This is a genomic window from Flagellimonas abyssi, assembly GCF_019457905.1.
Taxonomy (GTDB): domain Bacteria; phylum Bacteroidota; class Bacteroidia; order Flavobacteriales; family Flavobacteriaceae; genus Flagellimonas; species Flagellimonas abyssi.
On sequence record NZ_JAHZSV010000005.1, the window covers coordinates 188,855 to 204,156 of the forward strand.

The window sequence follows — 15,302 nt, forward strand, 5'->3', positions numbered from 1 at the left end:
GATTTTCATCCATTTAACGTATTTTAAGCCTGATTTAAGAAATCTTTATGAGCTTTAGGGTGCCCTTTAACTTATCTCCATCTATATTTGCCGGCCAAATTGATTTTTGATACGTATATAGTATCGAGATCACAAATATGAACATTATGAAAAGATGGATAGGTTTTATACTACATCTTGCCATGATCGTAGTTTTGACAAGTTTTGGTTCATATACCATAATGAAAAGAGGGAATGTTGAAATTCCCGATTCATTGAAGGTTACGACCAATTTGGAATTCTTTGCACCATTGGATTCCATACCACTTCTTGACGAGGACGAGGTAACACCTCCTTTTCTGGGTAAAGCTTTCAATGGCTTTAAAGAAGCGCTTGCTTTTAAAGAATCCCAAGGCAAGTATCAAAGAGTAAATACATTGGGTTATTTGGGCAAATACCAGTTTGGTAGCAGCACATTAAATTTGATGGGAGTTTACGATATGGATGAATTTTTGGACAATCCAGAACTTCAGGAAAAGGCCTTTATGGCCAATATTGCCCGTAACAAATGGATTTTGAGAAGGGATATCAAGCGCTTCAACGGAAAAACTATCGGAGGAATCAAAGTAACTGAATCCGGTATTTTGGCTGCGGCCCATTTGGCTGGAGCAGGTAACGTCAAAAAGTATCTACGATCTTATGGACAAAACGATGTAACTGATGCTTACGGAAGTAATATCTCGTACTATATGAAAAAATTTGCGGGCTATGATATTTCCAATATCAAGCAACAGAAAAATGCCAAAGTATAACTACGGCATGATGTAAAACAAGAAAGCCCCGAAATTCGGGGCTTTTTTATGCTTGAATAATATATATTGTTGGTCTTTTGTCCAGATCTATCTCTATTTCGCTCCATTCATGGGCGCTTTTTGTGGAGATAAACTCTGTGGGTAACGTAATATCGCATGCAATACACAGTCGGGTTGATTTCTGTAATGTTTTTATAAGTTCCTTTACCAATTTATTGTTGCGGTAAGGGGTTTCCATAAAAATTTGGGACTGCCCTTTTTCACGGGATAATCGTTCCAAGCTCTTCACCATTTTTTTGCGCTCTGCATTATCGATGGGCAAATAACCATTGAAAGCAAAGTTCTGGCCGTTCATGCCACTGCTCATCATGGCCATTAAAATAGAGGAGGGGCCCACCAGCGGTACCACTTGTATTCTTTTTTGATGCGCAACACGAACTACATCGGCTCCTGGGTCGGCAATGCCCGGACACCCAGCTTCGGACAAAATGCCAATATCATGTCCATGAATACAGGGGTCTAAAAAACCGGGAATTTCCTCAGGATTGGTGTATTTATTCAGGGATTGTAAATGTAAATCAGGTTGCGATTTGCTCGGGCTTACCCGTTTTATAAAACGTCTGGCCGTTTTCTCATTTTCCACGATATAGTGGTCAATGCGCTCTATGGTCCCTTTTACCGAAATGGGCAGGACTTCCAAAGGAGCATTGTCTCCTAAAGTTGTGGGAATCAAATAGATTTTACCCACTACTAAACCAGGTTTTACCTCTTCCATGGGTTTAATTTAGCTTTTTCGCAATTTCCTCACAAGCCCTGTCAATCATTTGGTAAACATTTTCAAAGCCATCCTCGCCACCGTAGTAGGGGTCTGGAACCTCTTTGATTCCCAGTTCGACCTCGCTCAGCAACAATTTTACTTTGTTGGCTTCCTCTTGGTTTGAAGCAAGAGCGGCGACATCTGAAAAATTACTGCGGTCCATCACATAAATATAATCGAACTCGGAGAAATCTTGCTTGGAAAATTTTCTACACTTTTGAGTGCTAATATCCAGACCATGTTTATGGGCCACGGCAATGGAGCGTTTATCGGGCGGATTGCCCACATGATAGCCTGCGGTGCCTGCGGAATCCACAAAAACATCTTCGGAATCAACTTTGGATTTTAAGATGCCTTCGCCCAAAGGTGACCTGCAAATGTTTCCCAAGCAGACCATCAAAACTTTGGTTTTCATAAATGAGTTGTGAAAATTAAGAGAATTTCTTGCTCAAATCCTCGATGTACTTTCTGAATTGTTTATCGGTCTCCGCAAGATTGTCCACCGTTTTGCATGCATGCAGTACGGTCGCGTGATCACGCTTTCCAATTTGTGAACCGATGCTCGCCAAAGAAGCCTTGGTGAATTTCTTTGCAAAGAACATGGCCAATTGTCTTGCCTGTACAATGTGGCGTTTTCTTGTTTTGGATTGAAGCGTGGCCACATCCATCTCGAAGTAATCCGATACTACTTTTTGGATGTAGTCGATGGATACTTCGCGCTTGGTGTTTTTCACGAACTTTTCCACTACTTGTTGGGCCAGTTCCAAAGTAACTTCGCGTTTATTGAAAGAGGATTGCGCTATCAATGAAATGATGGCACCTTCCAGTTCACGGATATTGGTCTTGATGTTCTTGGCCACGTGATCAATGATGTCATCGGGCATTTCAACCCCATCACGGTACAATTTGTTCTTTAAGATGGATACGCGGGTTTCGTAATCGGGGCTTTGCAGTTCTGCGGACAGTCCCCATTTAAAACGGGAAAGCAAACGCTGCTCAATGTCCTGCATATCCACAGGAGCTTTGTCCGATGTTAAAATTACCTGCTTGCCATTTTGGTGCAAGTGGTTGAAAATATGGAAGAAAACGTCCTGTGTACCAGATTTTCCGGATAGAAATTGTACATCATCAATGATAAGTACGTCTATCAACTGGTAAAAGTGGATGAAATCGTTTCGAGTATTCTTTTTTACCGACTCTATATATTGTTGGGTGAATTTCTCCGCAGAAATATAGAGTACGGTCTTTTCCGGATACTTGTCTTTTATTTCAACACCAATGGCGTGGGCCAAGTGGGTCTTTCCCAAACCAACTCCACCGAAAACCAATAATGGGTTAAAGGATGTTCCTCCCGGTTTGTTGGCCACGGCCATACCGGCCGACCTTGCCAAACGGTTGGAGTCGCCTTCCAGAAAATTATCGAAATTATAATTGGGATTTAACTGGGATTCAATTTTGATGTTTCGAATACCGGGAATCACAAATGGATTTTTAAGCTCTGGACTTTTGGAGGTAATCGGCACATCCAATTCTTGCGGTCCCACAGCGGTACGGTTAGAACTTGGAATCTGTTCCGTAAAAGGTTCCTTGTTACCGTATTTGTTCTCCATTTTTATAACGTAGATCAACTTGGCATTGCTGCCCAATTCACGGGTCATGGCAACTTTAAGGAGCTTTACATAATGTTCTTCGAGCCATTCGTAGAAAAACTTGCTGGGCACTTGAATGCTCAGTGCCTTATCTGTCAATTTTATAGGCTTAATGGGTTCAAACCATGTTTTGAATGCCTGCGGTTGGATGTTATCTTGGATAAAAGCCAAACAGTTGTTCCATACGGAATTAGCAGTAGCACTCATAGAAGTTTTTCCTTGTTTTAATGGTTAGCTTTAATACTTAAGAGCAAGCATCTAAAGGGTTACAAGATGCTCATTGGATGCGACAAATATGTGAACAATTCTTTTAAAAAAAAAATCAATTTGTCATTGAAAGTTTTGTTTTTTTTTCGCATGTTACCCTCAAAATAAGCAAGCCACTAAATATATAATTTTTCAGTTAAAAATGGGTCTAAATTCATATTCTTTTCGGGTTCGGTATGCAGAAACCGACCAAATGGGGGTTGTTTATCATGGAAACTACGCACAGTATTTTGAAATGGGTCGAGTGGAGTGGTTAAGGGCCATGGGAATCACTTACAAAAGCATGGAAGATAACGGGATAATGTTGCCCGTAATTTCTTTACATATTGACTACAAAAAGTCTGCGGTTTATGATGATTTGTTGACCGTGCGTACCAAATTAAAGTCAAAACCCTTGGTTAAAATTGAATTTGATTATGATCTTTTGAACGAAGAAGGGGAGTTATTGGCAACCGCAAACACGGTTTTAGCCTTTATGGACAAAAAAGCGGGACGCCCCATAAAATGTCCTGATTATATCTTGGAGAAATTGGAAGATTGATTTTTTATGAGTCAGGAGTCAGGAGTCAGGAGTCAGGAGTCAGGAGTCAGGAGTCAGGAGTCAGGAGTCAGGAGTCAGGAGTCAGGAGTCAGGAGTCAGGAGTCAGGAGACGGGAGTGTTTGTTCTTATGTCTAGCAGCGCAGCGGTCTTTTATCCAACACCAAAGCGGTCTTGACCCAATCAATCGAGCATAATCACATCAACACCGTGCATTTCATCGAAAAGTTGAAAAACTTCTTCGGATTCACTTAATCGGACCGAAATAATCAGCTCGCAATCCAATTCCATTTTCTGGGAAGCAATCTCCAAATCTTTCTGCTTGATGGTTCGCATAACTATATCCATAACCGGGTACTCAAATTGCAAACGCATTTGTGCTTTAATGATTTTCTTTACAATCTTGGCGTTTTCCAAAGCCATTTGCGCAGCAGCTTTGTAGGCTTGAATCAATCCGCCGACCCCAAGTTTGGTGCCCCCGAAGATTCTAGTGACGGTAATTAATACATTGGTCACATTAAAAGATTGTATTTGTCCATAAATGGGCATCCCAGCGGAATTGTTGGGCTCGCCATCATCATTGGCCCTGTATGTTGGGTTTTCGGTTCCCAATTGCCAAGCGTAGCAAACGTGATTGGCCGTATGGTATTTTTTTCGGAGTTCCTCTACAATCGGTTTTACGTCATCTTCCGAAGCAATGGGATGGACCTCGGCATAAAATTTGCTCTTTCGGTCCTTATATAAAATCTCTGGTGAAGGTTTGGTGACGGTCCTGTAAACATCTTCTTTTTTCTCCATCAGAACAAAGCTACCAATATTATGCTCAAAACGGCCAACAGGACACCGCTCCAATTTTTAAGACTGAGCTTCTCTTTAAACAATAATATTCCGACGAGCGTGGAGACCATTACAATCGCAACGTTGTTTAATGTAAAGATGGCGGCGCTGCTCAAAATGCCCTCACGCAGGGCACGAAGCAAAAAATAAATAGAAAAATAATTGGGCACACCAAGAGCGATGCCTCCCAAAATATTTTTTAGGTTGACTTTCAATGGAGTTTTTACCGCTTTCACTCCAATAAATATAAATCCAGTTAAGGCTGCAAATCCAAAGACCATGGAAGAGAACACGGGAATTTCCTCATCGGTCAAATGAACTTCCTCAAAATACTGAATGCTGGTATCGATTACGCCCGATCCCAAAAACACCAGTAAAGGTAGCATAAGTGCCTTTCGGGCAATCTTGATGCTTTTCTCTTTTATGGAGGCCAAATACACGGCGACCAGGGCCAAAACAATCCCGATTATCTGTATAGCACTTAAACGTTCGCCGTACAGCAAAACACCCATGATCACAGGAATGGCCAACGACATCTTGGTGGCCACCGAGGCTACCGAAACCCCAGAGACTTGTGCCGTACGGGCCATCAGATTAAATATCACAATAAAAAGTACTCCTAATAATATAGGGCCGATCAACCAAGGTTTATGGGCGAGATCGCTCACGCTAACGGGACCATCATATAAAAAGAAACCAACTGCGCACGCAACCACATAATTGGTAATGATGGCATAAAGTGTCTGGATTTTAAAGACATCGAACAATTTAAAGGCCACAAAAATCAAAGTCGAGCTCAGAACACTAAGAAGAAGGTATACCATTTACAGTCTTGATTTTAGTTGGGTTACATCCTCTTTGCCCACCTGTAGATTCCAGATATGTATTCCCAAAGAGGCTGCGGAATCTGTATTCTCCTTAACATCGTCTACAAAAAAGGTCTCTTCGGGGGTTAGCTGGTTCTCTTCCAAAACAAAGTTGAAAATCTCCGAGTCAGGTTTGCGCATCCCCATTTCGTAGCTCAGATAAAATACATCAAAAGCATTTTTGAACCTGTTGAACCCTTCCGTGCCCATTTGTTCCTTAACACGATCCATGTGCAGTTCGTTGGTGTTGCTCAACAATAGCATCTTATATTGATTTTCCGCTGCAAGCTGTTCAATAAACTCCAATCGGTGCTCGGGAAAATCCAATAGGATGGAATTCCAAGCCTGTAATAAATACTCCCTAGAGGCCTTGGGGAAATGTGCGGACACTTCATCCAAAAAATCCGAAGAAGCGATCAATCCTTTCTCGTAATCCTGAAACAGACTTTCCAAGTTCGGGGTCACTTCGGAAAAGCCGTGCTGCACCATAGCCTTTGCCGTAGCAGGTTTGTCCAGGTTGATGAGTACATCGCCAAAATCGAGGATAATATTTTTAATCATTCCTATAAAAAGATAAAGTATCGGTCAGTATTTGGGTTTGATGTTGTAAAGTACCCTGTAATGTGGGCACTCGCAATCCATTTTTGAAAGAAATAGCGCCCTTAAATATCCGAGCTTCGTCCCATAAGTTTTCATCGATAAAAGTTTGAAGCGTTTTTGCACCACCTTCAATAATCACGCTGGTAATGTTTTGTTGATGCAGTACATCACAGATTTTTTGTGCTGTATTCTGAGAAAAATCGATCACACCATAATCAATACCTCTTATATATTTTGATGCATCTTCTACCTCCGTCAGAACAATGGTCCTGACAGAAGTATCCAAAATATGGTAGCTCGAATCAATCTTCAAATCCTTGTCCAAAACCACCCGAATAGGGTCTTTACCTGTCCAATTCCGTGTTGTTAACTTGGGATTGTCCTCCAAAACGGTATTGGTTCCGACCAAAATGGCCTGTTCTTGGCTTCGCCATTGGTGCACTAACTGTTTGGAATGGGAATTCGTAATCCAAAAAGGTTCTGGATTATTACTTCGTACAGCGGCGTCCGGTGCCAAAAAACCGTCATCGGACTCCGCCCATTTTAATATAATGTAAGGACGATTTTTCTCCTGAAACGTCAAAAAACGTTTGTGGTGTTCCCTACATTCATCCTCCAGGATTCCCACCGTGACCTTGCAGCCCGCATCCTCCAATTTTTTGATGCCCTCGCCAGCTACCTTATCGTGTGGATCCTTCAAGCCAATAAAAACCTCTTTGATTCGGTGTTTTGCAATCAAATCAGCACAAGGAGGTGTTTTTCCAAAATGGGAACAAGGTTCTAAGGTCACATAAAGGGATGCTTCTTTGAGCAAACCCTTATCCTTTACGGAATTAATGGCATTTACCTCAGCATGAGGCCCTCCGTAGGGACTTGTAAAACCTTCACCAATAATTTTGTCGTTGTGAACGATCACACATCCCACCATAGGGTTTGGGGCCGTGGTTCCAAGTCCTTTTTTGGCCAGTTCAATGCAGCGAAGGATGTATTTTTGATGTATATTCACCCCGCAAAAATAGAACAATAAAAACACAAAAATGGGAGATACGGTGATTCGTGAAATAACCCCCGAAGACAACGCACAGGTGGCCCAAGTAATACGAAAGGTTTTTGAGGATATGGGCGTCCCCAAGGTGGGCACCGCTTATGCCGACAAGTCTTTGGACGATATGTATTCCAATTACAACGTGCCAAAAGCCGCATATTTTGTGGTGGAGCACAAAGGAAAGGTAATAGGATGTGCAGGCGTGGCAAAATTGGACAACTACGATGGCAATGTGTGCGAGCTTCAAAAAATGTATTTTTTGGAGGAGGCAAGGGGCAAAGGCCTTGGCGCCAAAATGATCGAGGCCTGTTTGGACAAGGCGAAGGAATTCGGTTTTGAGGCCTGCTATCTGGAAACCATGCCCTATATGGAAGCCGCCCAAAAACTCTACAAAAAAAATGGATTTGTGTACATCGATGCCCCCATGGGAAACACGGGGCACTATTCCTGTCCCGTTTGGATGCTTAAAAAACTGTAATGCTCCTCAAAGAAATCAAAGATATTTTCCATACGGAATTGGGCGCAATCTATCCCAAAGAGGAAATTGATTCTTTTTTCTACTCCTGTATTGAACATTACCTGAATCTGGAACGGTTCATTCTCGCCATACAGCCTGGAATTACCTTGAATAAAGACGAAGAACAGCCCCTTTTTGAAGCACTGTCCGAATTGAAGCTTGAAAAACCGCTCCAATATATTTTGGGAACGGCCCATTTTATGGATTTGGAGCTTCACGTCGATGAAAACGTGTTGATTCCGCGTCCGGAGACCGAAGAATTGGTGCAATGGATTTTGGATGATTTCAGATTTCAGAAGTCAGAAATCAGAAATCAGAAGAGGGAAGAGTTTAAATTGGACGCTGAGCGAAGTCGAAGCGTCATTTCGACTCCGCTCAATGACCATTCTTTGAGAGTTCTTGACATCGGAACAGGGAGCGGATGCATTGCCATTGTCCTGGCAAAACAACTTCCCGATGCGAAAATATATGCTTTGGATGTTTCCGAAGGTGCATTGAAAGTTGCCCAAAAAAATGCAGCATCAAACGGAGTGGATGTTACATTTCTACATGATGACATCCTTAATTCCAATATTGAACTGAATTTTGATATCATTGTGTCCAACCCGCCTTATGTCAGGGAATTGGAGAAAGATGAAATCCAAAAAAATGTAAAGAATTACGAGCCTGGAACTGCCCTGTTTGTGCCGGACGAGGACCCCTTGGTTTTTTACAGGGCAATCATCAGTTTCGCAGAAAAGCATCTATCCGAAAAAGGAAAGTTGTATTTTGAAATCAATCAATATCTGGGAGAGGAAACCAAAGCACTTTTCAATCATCTTAATTTTTCAGAAATTGAACTGCGAAAAGATATGTTTGGCAACTATAGAATGCTAAAGGCAAATGTCCCCTCGAGGGGAATTTAGGGGTGTTTTTTAATCCTGATAAAGAAAACCAATGAGTATAGAACAAAAAATAACCTCCCTGCGTAACGAGCTAAGGGAGCACAATTATAAATATTACGTGCTCGATGAGCCGTCTATTTCCGATTACGAGTTTGATATGAAACTCAAAGAACTTCAGAAATTGGAGGCAGAACATCCCGAATTTCACGACCCAACGTCACCTTCGTTGCGTGTGGGAGGGATGGTCACAAAGAATTTTGAGACCGTTCCCCATGAGCATCGGATGTATTCCTTGGACAATTCGTATTCCAAAGAGGATTTGGAAGATTGGGAGAAACGTATACAACGTATTTTGGGTGATGCAGAGGTGGAGTTTACCTGTGAGTTGAAATATGACGGAGCTTCCATCAGCCTTACCTATGAGAATGGATTTTTGGTCAAAGCGGTAACCCGTGGCGATGGTTTTCAGGGGGACGATGTGACCAATAACATCAAGACCATAAAATCGGTTCCCTTGCAATTGAAAGGGGATTATCCATCAAAATTTGATATTCGTGGGGAGATTATCCTAACACTGGAAGGCTTCGCAAAAATGAACGCCGAGCGTGTTGAAGCAGGGGAAGACGCCTATATGAATCCAAGAAACACCGCATCAGGCAGTTTAAAACTTCAAGATAGTGCCTTGGTGGCCCAAAGACCCTTGGAGTGTTTGTTGTACAGCATAGCTGGTGAAAATTTAGGCGTTTCATCCCAGTTTGAAGTATTGGAAAAAGCACGCTCTTGGGGATTCAAGGTACCTACCGTCGCCAAATTGTGTAAATCCACTGCGGAGGTTATGCAGTTTGCGGACTATTGGGAGGTACATCGTCACGATCTGCCTTACGAAACCGATGGTGTGGTAGTAAAGGTGAACAGTATTCAGCAACAGGAAGAATTGGGCTATACGGCAAAATCGCCTCGCTGGGCCATGGCCTATAAATTTAAAGCGGAACAGGCAACTACAACCCTGAACAAAATTACGTATCAAGTTGGGAGAACTGGTGCAATTACCCCTGTGGCCAATCTGGAACCGGTATTGTTGGCGGGAACTACGGTAAAACGAGCCTCTTTGCACAACGCCGACCAGATTGCAAAAATAGATGTACGCGAAGGTGATACTGTTTTTGTGGAAAAAGGAGGGGAAATCATCCCAAAAATTGTAGGAGTCGATTTCACCAAACGCTCCATGGATTCCGAACCTACAAAATACATAGAGAGTTGTCCTGAATGTGGTACTGAACTCATCAGAAAGGAAGGGGAAGCACAGCATTTTTGCCCGAATGACATCGGGTGTCCACCTCAGATTACGGGTCGAATCCAACATTTTATCTCCAGAAAGGCCATGGATATTGAAGGTTTGGGAGGCGAGACAGTTGAATTACTTTTCAAGGAAGGCCTTATTGGCAACTATGCCGATCTGTACACCTTGACCAAAGAGCAAATATTGCCCTTGGAACGTATGGCGGACAAATCGGCTGAGAATTTGGTCAATGGGGTACAGGCATCCAAAGCCATACCGTTTGAACGGGTGCTTTTTGCGTTGGGAATCAGGTATGTGGGGGAAACGGTTGCCAAAAAGTTGGCAAAGGCCTTTAAAAATATTGATGCGTTGATGGTAGCTTCCCAAGACGAATTGGTCGCCGTGGATGAAATTGGGGAGCGGATTGCGGAAAGCGTGGTCAATTTTTTCTCGGAGCCCGCGAATGTCGAAATCATTGACCGATTAAAATCCTACGGATTGCAATTTTCGTTGTCCGAGGAACAGTTGGAAAATCAAACGGAACTTTTGAAGGGAAATACGTTTGTGATTTCCGGTGTGTTCGAGACCATCAGCAGAAATGATCTAAAAAAATTGATAGAGGATAATGGGGGTAAAGTGTCTTCCTCCATTTCATCAAAAACCAGCTTCTTGGTGGCAGGCGACAATATGGGCCCAAGTAAACGTACCAAGGCGGAGTCTTTGGGAGTACCCATCATATCAGAACAGGAATTTTTGGAAAAGTTGGAATCATGATACCAAAAACGTACGAAGAATTTGAAGCTACTTTAGACCAATACACACCACCATCCAATTGGTCGGAGCCTTTAAAATCCCTTTGGCACGATGCGAAGGGCGATTGGGAGTCCTCCCATGATATTGCCCAAGAAATAGGCTCTCCAATGGGCAGTTGGATACATGCTTACTTGCACCGAAAAGAAGGGGATAAGTGGAATTCGCAATATTGGTACGGTAGAGCGGGCAAGCCTTTTCCCGAATATAGCTTGGAAGAGGAACTGAAGGTATTGGTAGGGGCCAACCTTTGATCAATTTACAATAGACCAAAACCAATAATCCAACCATTCTTGTCCCTTCGACTCCGCTCAGGGACCGGTTTAGGATGCCAACAATCCAACCATTCTTTTCCCATAACCTTTACCTTTCCCCCAAACCCCCATCAACTCAAACCCACCATTCGTCAATCCATAGCCCCCATATATCAATCAAGCATAAAAAAACACATATGTTTTCCCGAAACTTGTTGGTATTTACAATTGAGATTATGGATATTAATAAACTTCTTCTAGCGATAATGGCCGTGGCCGTATTTTGGTCTTGCAGCAAGGATGATGGACCAAGCTCCTTTGCGAACCAAGCCCCTGTTATATACGACCAGACCCTTAATGTGCAGGAGAAGGTTGTAATTAATAACGAAGAGGTCGGCATAGTAAAAGCTTATGATTCCAATATCGGCACCAAACTCACTTTTAGTATCATCACCAATAGCGATGATATGTTCGAGATTGAGGCAGCAACAGGGCTATTGAGGATTAAAACGGGCAAAACCCTTGATTTGGGAGAAATTCCCATACAGTATATTACGGTAGCAGTTACGGATGGGGAAAAAGAAGATTCGGCCCAGATAACCATTTGCGATTGTACACCCAACTTCTCCAATGAATCTTTTGTGTTCGAGGTAAGTGAGGATATATCCGACGATGAATTGATCCATAACTTTGAGATTGCTGATGCAGACACCGATTTTAAGGACCTTGTGTTTACAATCCCTACCAATGACTCCGGATTATTTGAAATAAGCAGCGGCGGAGAACTTACCCTGTCGACAGCTAAGAACCTTGATTATGAAACGGCTACCGAGCATAATATTATCGTAAGTGTTACGGATGGGACAGAAACTATGGAGGTCACAGTAAAAATTTTGGTCTTGAACGTTATAGAGGGCTTGGCCGATGATCCCGCATCTTTTGTAACTAAATGGCAAACACAGAGCGATGGGGAAAAAATAGTGATTGGTGCCAATAGTAATTATGGTTACGATTTTACCGTGGATTGGGGAGATGGAACTGTGGAGGATGTTATACAAATGAATCCCGAGACCTTTGAGCATACCTATGATGTTGCAGGTGAATATACTATGGCCTTAGAAGGAGGTTTTCCTGCCATTCAAATGATCAATAGCTCCACGGCAGACAAATTGATGAGCATTGAACAATGGGGAAATATCAATTGGAAGGACTTTTCTTATGCGTTTGCCGATTGTACAAATATGGTTTACCATGCTTCTGATTCCCCAAAACTTTCTGAGGTAACAAGCTTTGAGGGAATGTTTATGGATGCGGTTTCTTTTACGGCCGATCTAAATGATTGGGATACATCAAGCGTTACCAATATGTCACATGTATTTAGGGGTGCAACTTCCTTTAATGGAGATATTGGTGATTGGGATACCTCGAATGTATCGCAAATGCAATATATGTTCGATGGAGCAATTCTGTTCAACAAAGATCTTGATGATTGGGTTACCTCAAAGGTGGTCAATATGGCAAATATGTTCAGGGGGGCAACCGCTTTTAATGGAAATATTGACAATTGGAACACGACCAATGTGGACATTATGACAACGATGTTTGAGAACGCCACCGACTTCAATAGAAATATTGAAGCGTGGGATACGGGAAATGTAACCTTCATGATCGGAATGTTCCGCAATGCAGAATCTTTTAACGGTAACATTGCTGATTGGGATACAGGTAATGTAGAATCAATGGCCAATATGTTCAATGGGGCCATCTCTTTTGACCGAGATTTGGGCAGTTGGGACATTGGCAATATAACGATAGTTGGAGATATGTTTGTTGGTAGCGGTATTTCTTCGGTTAATTTGAACAATACCTTTATTGGATGGAGCGCATACGTTGACCAGAATGGCGGCCCTTCCAATATTACAGTGGGATTGGATAATTTGAGTGTTTGTTTGGGAAATGGGATTAATGCACTTCAAAACTTATTGGACAATTACCAATGGAATTACACGGGCAATTTGAATTTGGTGCAATGTAATTGATCATTGAAATAGCAATTTTTCATACTATTTGTTTTTTAGATCAAACCGGGTGGGCCAAGTGCTTTTCCGGTTTTTGTTTTTTTTAGTCGGAAGTCAGTCGGCAGTGGGCAGTTAACAATGAACAAATAACCAAACAAACGAATCATCGAATAATCCATTAGCCTTTCACCCTTCAACCCTCAACCCTCAACCCTCAACCCTCAACCCTTCACCTTTTATCCTTTTACCCAACCCCCATCAACCCAAACCCCTCATCCGTCAACTCAAACAGGGCATTGGTAAATCGGGCGGAGAAAATCTTGTGTAAAAGAACCATCTTTCCGAAAAATATAGTGTTATGACTATCAAATTTGAAAGATTGTGGGGCATGATTTTGTTGTTATGTTTCCTGCAATCCTGTGATAAGGACTCGCTCGGCGATGTAAATGGAGCTCCTGTCGCCCACGGGGATACTTTTTCTGTAAAGGAAGATGTGGATGATCAGACCATAATCGGAACAATAGAGGCCACTGACCCGAATGGAGATGTACTTACATTTGATATTAGAAGCGGTGGAAACGCTCTTTTTGAGATTAATTCGGATGGCGAAATTTCTTTAGCAGAAGGGAAATATCTGGATTATGAGACTGTGAAGGAACATTCATTGGTTGTAATGGTCTCCGATGGTATTATTGATAGATTCAGGGGAGTAAGTGTCAAAGTAGAGGATGTGGATGAGATAATCGCGGACGACCCCGCAGCTTTTGTAACCACTTGGAAAACCGATGCGGCCAACCAAACAATTTACATTGGGGCCAACGAAGTTTATGACTACGATTTCACCATAGATTGGGGTGATGGAACCGTAGAAAATATTTCGAAGAACTCCCCACAACTGTTTGAACATACTTTTTCAACGGCAGGGAATTACACCGTTGCTATAATAGGAGATTTTCCAAGTATCAATATGAATAAAGTTTATCAAATGTATGGTGACGAACCACTTTCCAGAATGGTTGCTCTTGAGCAATGGGGAAAGACACAATGGAAAAATCTCGAGGGAGCATTCGCCAATTGTTATAAGATGAAATACAATGCAACCGATGTTCCGAACCTTGAGTTGGCCAATAGTTTGGCGGGAATGTTTTTACAGACAAGTTTTAATGCCGATATCAATGATTGGGACACGAGTAATATAACAGATATGCGCCTGATGTTTTACAATAATTCCAAATTTAACCAAGACTTGAACAAATGGAATACATCAAAGGTAACCAGCATGGAAGGTATGTTTTTGGGGGCGATCGCATTTAATGGGGATATCAGCACATGGAATACATCTAAGGTCACAACAATGTTAAGTATGTTCGATGGTGCGACGTCTTTTAACGGCGACCTTAGTAATTGGGATATATCCAATGCAGTAAACACAAGCGGTATGTTCTTTGGAACGGTTTTGTTCAATGCTGATATAGGAGGATGGGATACGTCAAATGTAGTTGATATGTCGGGAATGTTCTCCGGCGCAACCTCTTTTGATCAAGACTTGGGCAACTGGGACATCGGTAATGTTATAACTATGGAAAATATGTTGAATAACAGTGGTTTGTCCAAAAATAATATCAATGCCACACTCATTGGGTGGAATGGTTTCGTTCAGCAAAACACCGGTCCAATAGGAATCGAATTAGGACTCGAAGGATTGACCATTTGTGGGGTAGAAGCATATAGTGCCGTTGTGGAACTGAGTACAATTTACACTTGGGTATTTACAGGAGAAGCGTCAATACAGGAACAATGTAATTAATTATTGGAAAAGTAATTTTTTCATACTCTTTAGTTGTTTTTTAAGACCGGGAGAGCCAAGTGCTTTTCCGGTTTTTGTATTTTGTAATAATGAGATGTGGGATTTGAGTAGTGAGATGTTAGGAGGTAGTAGGCGGTGAGCAGTGAGCAGTATACAATAGTCAGTTTGCAGGAAGCAGTATACAGTTGACAATTAGCAATCAACAATTAACGAAAAACCATTAACCAAATAACCGAATAACGCAACAATCCAAAAGTAGAGACGAGACTCAAGAGCCAAGACATAAGACATAGAAGTAGGAAGTAGGAATTCAGTAGATCGGA

15 protein-coding genes are annotated in these 15,302 nt (G+C 42.0%); 8 read left to right on the forward strand and 7 right to left on the reverse strand.

Annotated features, from left to right (window positions below; genetic code table 11):
• Nucleotides 1-146 precede the first annotated feature (146 nt).
• A complete protein-coding gene (locus K1F36_RS05890) occupies nt 147-791 on the forward strand; it encodes a hypothetical protein (RefSeq protein WP_220112971.1) in 645 nt (214 codons plus the stop codon).
• A 46-nt stretch (nt 792-837) separates the two neighbouring features.
• Here K1F36_RS05890 and K1F36_RS05895 read toward each other — a convergent pair whose 3' ends face one another.
• The 3 genes from K1F36_RS05895 to dnaA are packed head-to-tail and all read right to left on the reverse strand — an operon-like array spanning nt 838 to nt 3,464.
• Nucleotides 838-1,566 carry an SAM-dependent methyltransferase gene (locus K1F36_RS05895; RefSeq protein ID WP_220112972.1) on the reverse strand — a complete coding sequence of 243 codons (729 nt, stop codon included), beginning with the start codon at nt 1,564-1,566 and terminating at the stop codon, nt 838-840.
• A gap of 4 nt (nt 1,567-1,570) precedes the next feature.
• Nucleotides 1,571-2,023, reverse strand: coding sequence for a low molecular weight protein-tyrosine-phosphatase (locus K1F36_RS05900; RefSeq protein WP_220112973.1), 453 nt, complete (start codon nt 2,021-2,023; stop codon nt 1,571-1,573).
• 16 nt (nt 2,024-2,039) lie between these two features.
• Nucleotides 2,040-3,464 carry a chromosomal replication initiator protein DnaA gene (gene dnaA / locus K1F36_RS05905; RefSeq protein WP_166248312.1) on the reverse strand — a complete coding sequence of 475 codons (1,425 nt, stop codon included), beginning with the start codon at nt 3,462-3,464 and terminating at the stop codon, nt 2,040-2,042.
• 202 nt (nt 3,465-3,666) lie between these two features.
• On the opposite strand from dnaA, the gene K1F36_RS05910 reads away from it, so the two are divergent.
• Complete coding sequence (locus K1F36_RS05910; protein ID WP_220112974.1) at nt 3,667-4,065, forward strand: acyl-CoA thioesterase; 399 nt, start codon at nt 3,667-3,669, stop codon at nt 4,063-4,065.
• 180 nt (nt 4,066-4,245) lie between these two features.
• Here the strand turns inward: K1F36_RS05910 and K1F36_RS05915 are convergent, their stop codons facing one another.
• From K1F36_RS05915 to ribD, 4 genes are read right to left on the reverse strand one after another with little or no spacing between them, the layout of a single operon-like run.
• The gene (locus K1F36_RS05915; protein ID WP_220112975.1) at nt 4,246-4,860 is read right to left on the reverse strand and encodes an IMPACT family protein; all 615 of its coding nucleotides are present in this window, start codon (nt 4,858-4,860) and stop codon (nt 4,246-4,248) included.
• Nucleotides 4,860-5,723, reverse strand: a complete 864-nt coding sequence (locus K1F36_RS05920; protein WP_220112976.1) for an EamA family transporter — start codon at nt 5,721-5,723, stop codon at nt 4,860-4,862. The genes K1F36_RS05915 and K1F36_RS05920 overlap by 1 nt, the downstream gene beginning before the upstream one ends.
• Nucleotides 5,724-6,326, reverse strand: a complete 603-nt coding sequence (locus K1F36_RS05925) for an HAD family hydrolase (RefSeq protein WP_220112977.1) — start codon at nt 6,324-6,326, stop codon at nt 5,724-5,726.
• Entirely contained in the window at nt 6,319-7,371 is a 1,053-nt protein-coding gene (gene ribD, locus K1F36_RS05930) for a bifunctional diaminohydroxyphosphoribosylaminopyrimidine deaminase/5-amino-6-(5-phosphoribosylamino)uracil reductase RibD (protein WP_220112978.1), read from the reverse strand. Before ribD ends, K1F36_RS05925 begins: the two co-directional genes overlap by 8 nt.
• 31 nt (nt 7,372-7,402) lie before the next feature.
• Here ribD and K1F36_RS05935 point away from each other — a divergent pair, with 31 nt between their 5' ends.
• The 6 genes from K1F36_RS05935 to K1F36_RS05960 all read left to right on the forward strand — a co-directional run bounded on the left by K1F36_RS05935 (nt 7,403) and on the right by K1F36_RS05960 (nt 14,979).
• Nucleotides 7,403-7,888, forward strand: a complete 486-nt coding sequence (locus tag K1F36_RS05935) for a GNAT family N-acetyltransferase (protein ID WP_220112979.1) — start codon at nt 7,403-7,405, stop codon at nt 7,886-7,888.
• Nucleotides 7,888-8,832: a peptide chain release factor N(5)-glutamine methyltransferase gene (gene prmC, locus K1F36_RS05940; protein ID WP_220112980.1), complete on the forward strand. Its 945-nt coding sequence runs from the start codon at nt 7,888-7,890 to the stop codon at nt 8,830-8,832. The genes K1F36_RS05935 and prmC overlap by 1 nt, the downstream gene beginning before the upstream one ends.
• A gap of 31 nt (nt 8,833-8,863) precedes the next feature.
• Nucleotides 8,864-10,864 carry an NAD-dependent DNA ligase LigA gene (ligA, locus tag K1F36_RS05945; RefSeq protein WP_220112981.1) on the forward strand — a complete coding sequence of 667 codons (2,001 nt, stop codon included), beginning with the start codon at nt 8,864-8,866 and terminating at the stop codon, nt 10,862-10,864.
• On the forward strand, nt 10,861-11,154 hold the full coding sequence (locus K1F36_RS05950) for a hypothetical protein (protein WP_220112982.1): 294 nt from the start codon (nt 10,861-10,863) through the stop codon (nt 11,152-11,154). The genes ligA and K1F36_RS05950 overlap by 4 nt, the downstream gene beginning before the upstream one ends.
• Nucleotides 11,155-11,390: 236 nt before the next feature.
• A complete protein-coding gene (locus K1F36_RS05955; RefSeq protein WP_220112983.1) occupies nt 11,391-13,193 on the forward strand; it encodes a BspA family leucine-rich repeat surface protein in 1,803 nt (600 codons plus the stop codon).
• A 337-nt stretch (nt 13,194-13,530) separates the two neighbouring features.
• Nucleotides 13,531-14,979, forward strand: a complete 1,449-nt coding sequence (locus tag K1F36_RS05960) for a BspA family leucine-rich repeat surface protein (RefSeq protein ID WP_220112984.1) — start codon at nt 13,531-13,533, stop codon at nt 14,977-14,979.
• Nucleotides 14,980-15,302: the final 323 nt, after the last annotated feature.

Bases quoted from the DNA above. Each gene is read 5' to 3' on its own strand.
- K1F36_RS05925 (WP_220112977.1), bottom strand. From the start codon at position 6,326: ATGATTAAAAATATTATCCTCGATTTTGGCGATGTACTCATCAACCTG.
- K1F36_RS05910 (WP_220112974.1), top strand. From the start codon at position 3,667: ATGGGTCTAAATTCATATTCTTTTCGGGTTCGGTATGCAGAAACCGAC.
- ligA (WP_220112981.1), top strand. From the start codon at position 8,864: ATGAGTATAGAACAAAAAATAACCTCCCTGCGTAACGAGCTAAGGGAG.
- dnaA (WP_166248312.1), bottom strand. From the start codon at position 3,464: ATGAGTGCTACTGCTAATTCCGTATGGAACAACTGTTTGGCTTTTATC.
- K1F36_RS05955 (WP_220112983.1), top strand. From the start codon at position 11,391: ATGGATATTAATAAACTTCTTCTAGCGATAATGGCCGTGGCCGTATTT.
- K1F36_RS05920 (WP_220112976.1), bottom strand. From the start codon at position 5,723: ATGGTATACCTTCTTCTTAGTGTTCTGAGCTCGACTTTGATTTTTGTG.
- K1F36_RS05960 (WP_220112984.1), top strand. From the start codon at position 13,531: ATGACTATCAAATTTGAAAGATTGTGGGGCATGATTTTGTTGTTATGT.
- K1F36_RS05890 (WP_220112971.1), top strand. From the start codon at position 147: ATGAAAAGATGGATAGGTTTTATACTACATCTTGCCATGATCGTAGTT.
- prmC (WP_220112980.1), top strand. From the start codon at position 7,888: ATGCTCCTCAAAGAAATCAAAGATATTTTCCATACGGAATTGGGCGCA.
- K1F36_RS05895 (WP_220112972.1), bottom strand. From the start codon at position 1,566: ATGGAAGAGGTAAAACCTGGTTTAGTAGTGGGTAAAATCTATTTGATT.
- K1F36_RS05915 (WP_220112975.1), bottom strand. From the start codon at position 4,860: ATGGAGAAAAAAGAAGATGTTTACAGGACCGTCACCAAACCTTCACCA.
- K1F36_RS05935 (WP_220112979.1), top strand. From the start codon at position 7,403: ATGGGAGATACGGTGATTCGTGAAATAACCCCCGAAGACAACGCACAG.
- K1F36_RS05950 (WP_220112982.1), top strand. From the start codon at position 10,861: ATGATACCAAAAACGTACGAAGAATTTGAAGCTACTTTAGACCAATAC.
- K1F36_RS05900 (WP_220112973.1), bottom strand. From the start codon at position 2,023: ATGAAAACCAAAGTTTTGATGGTCTGCTTGGGAAACATTTGCAGGTCA.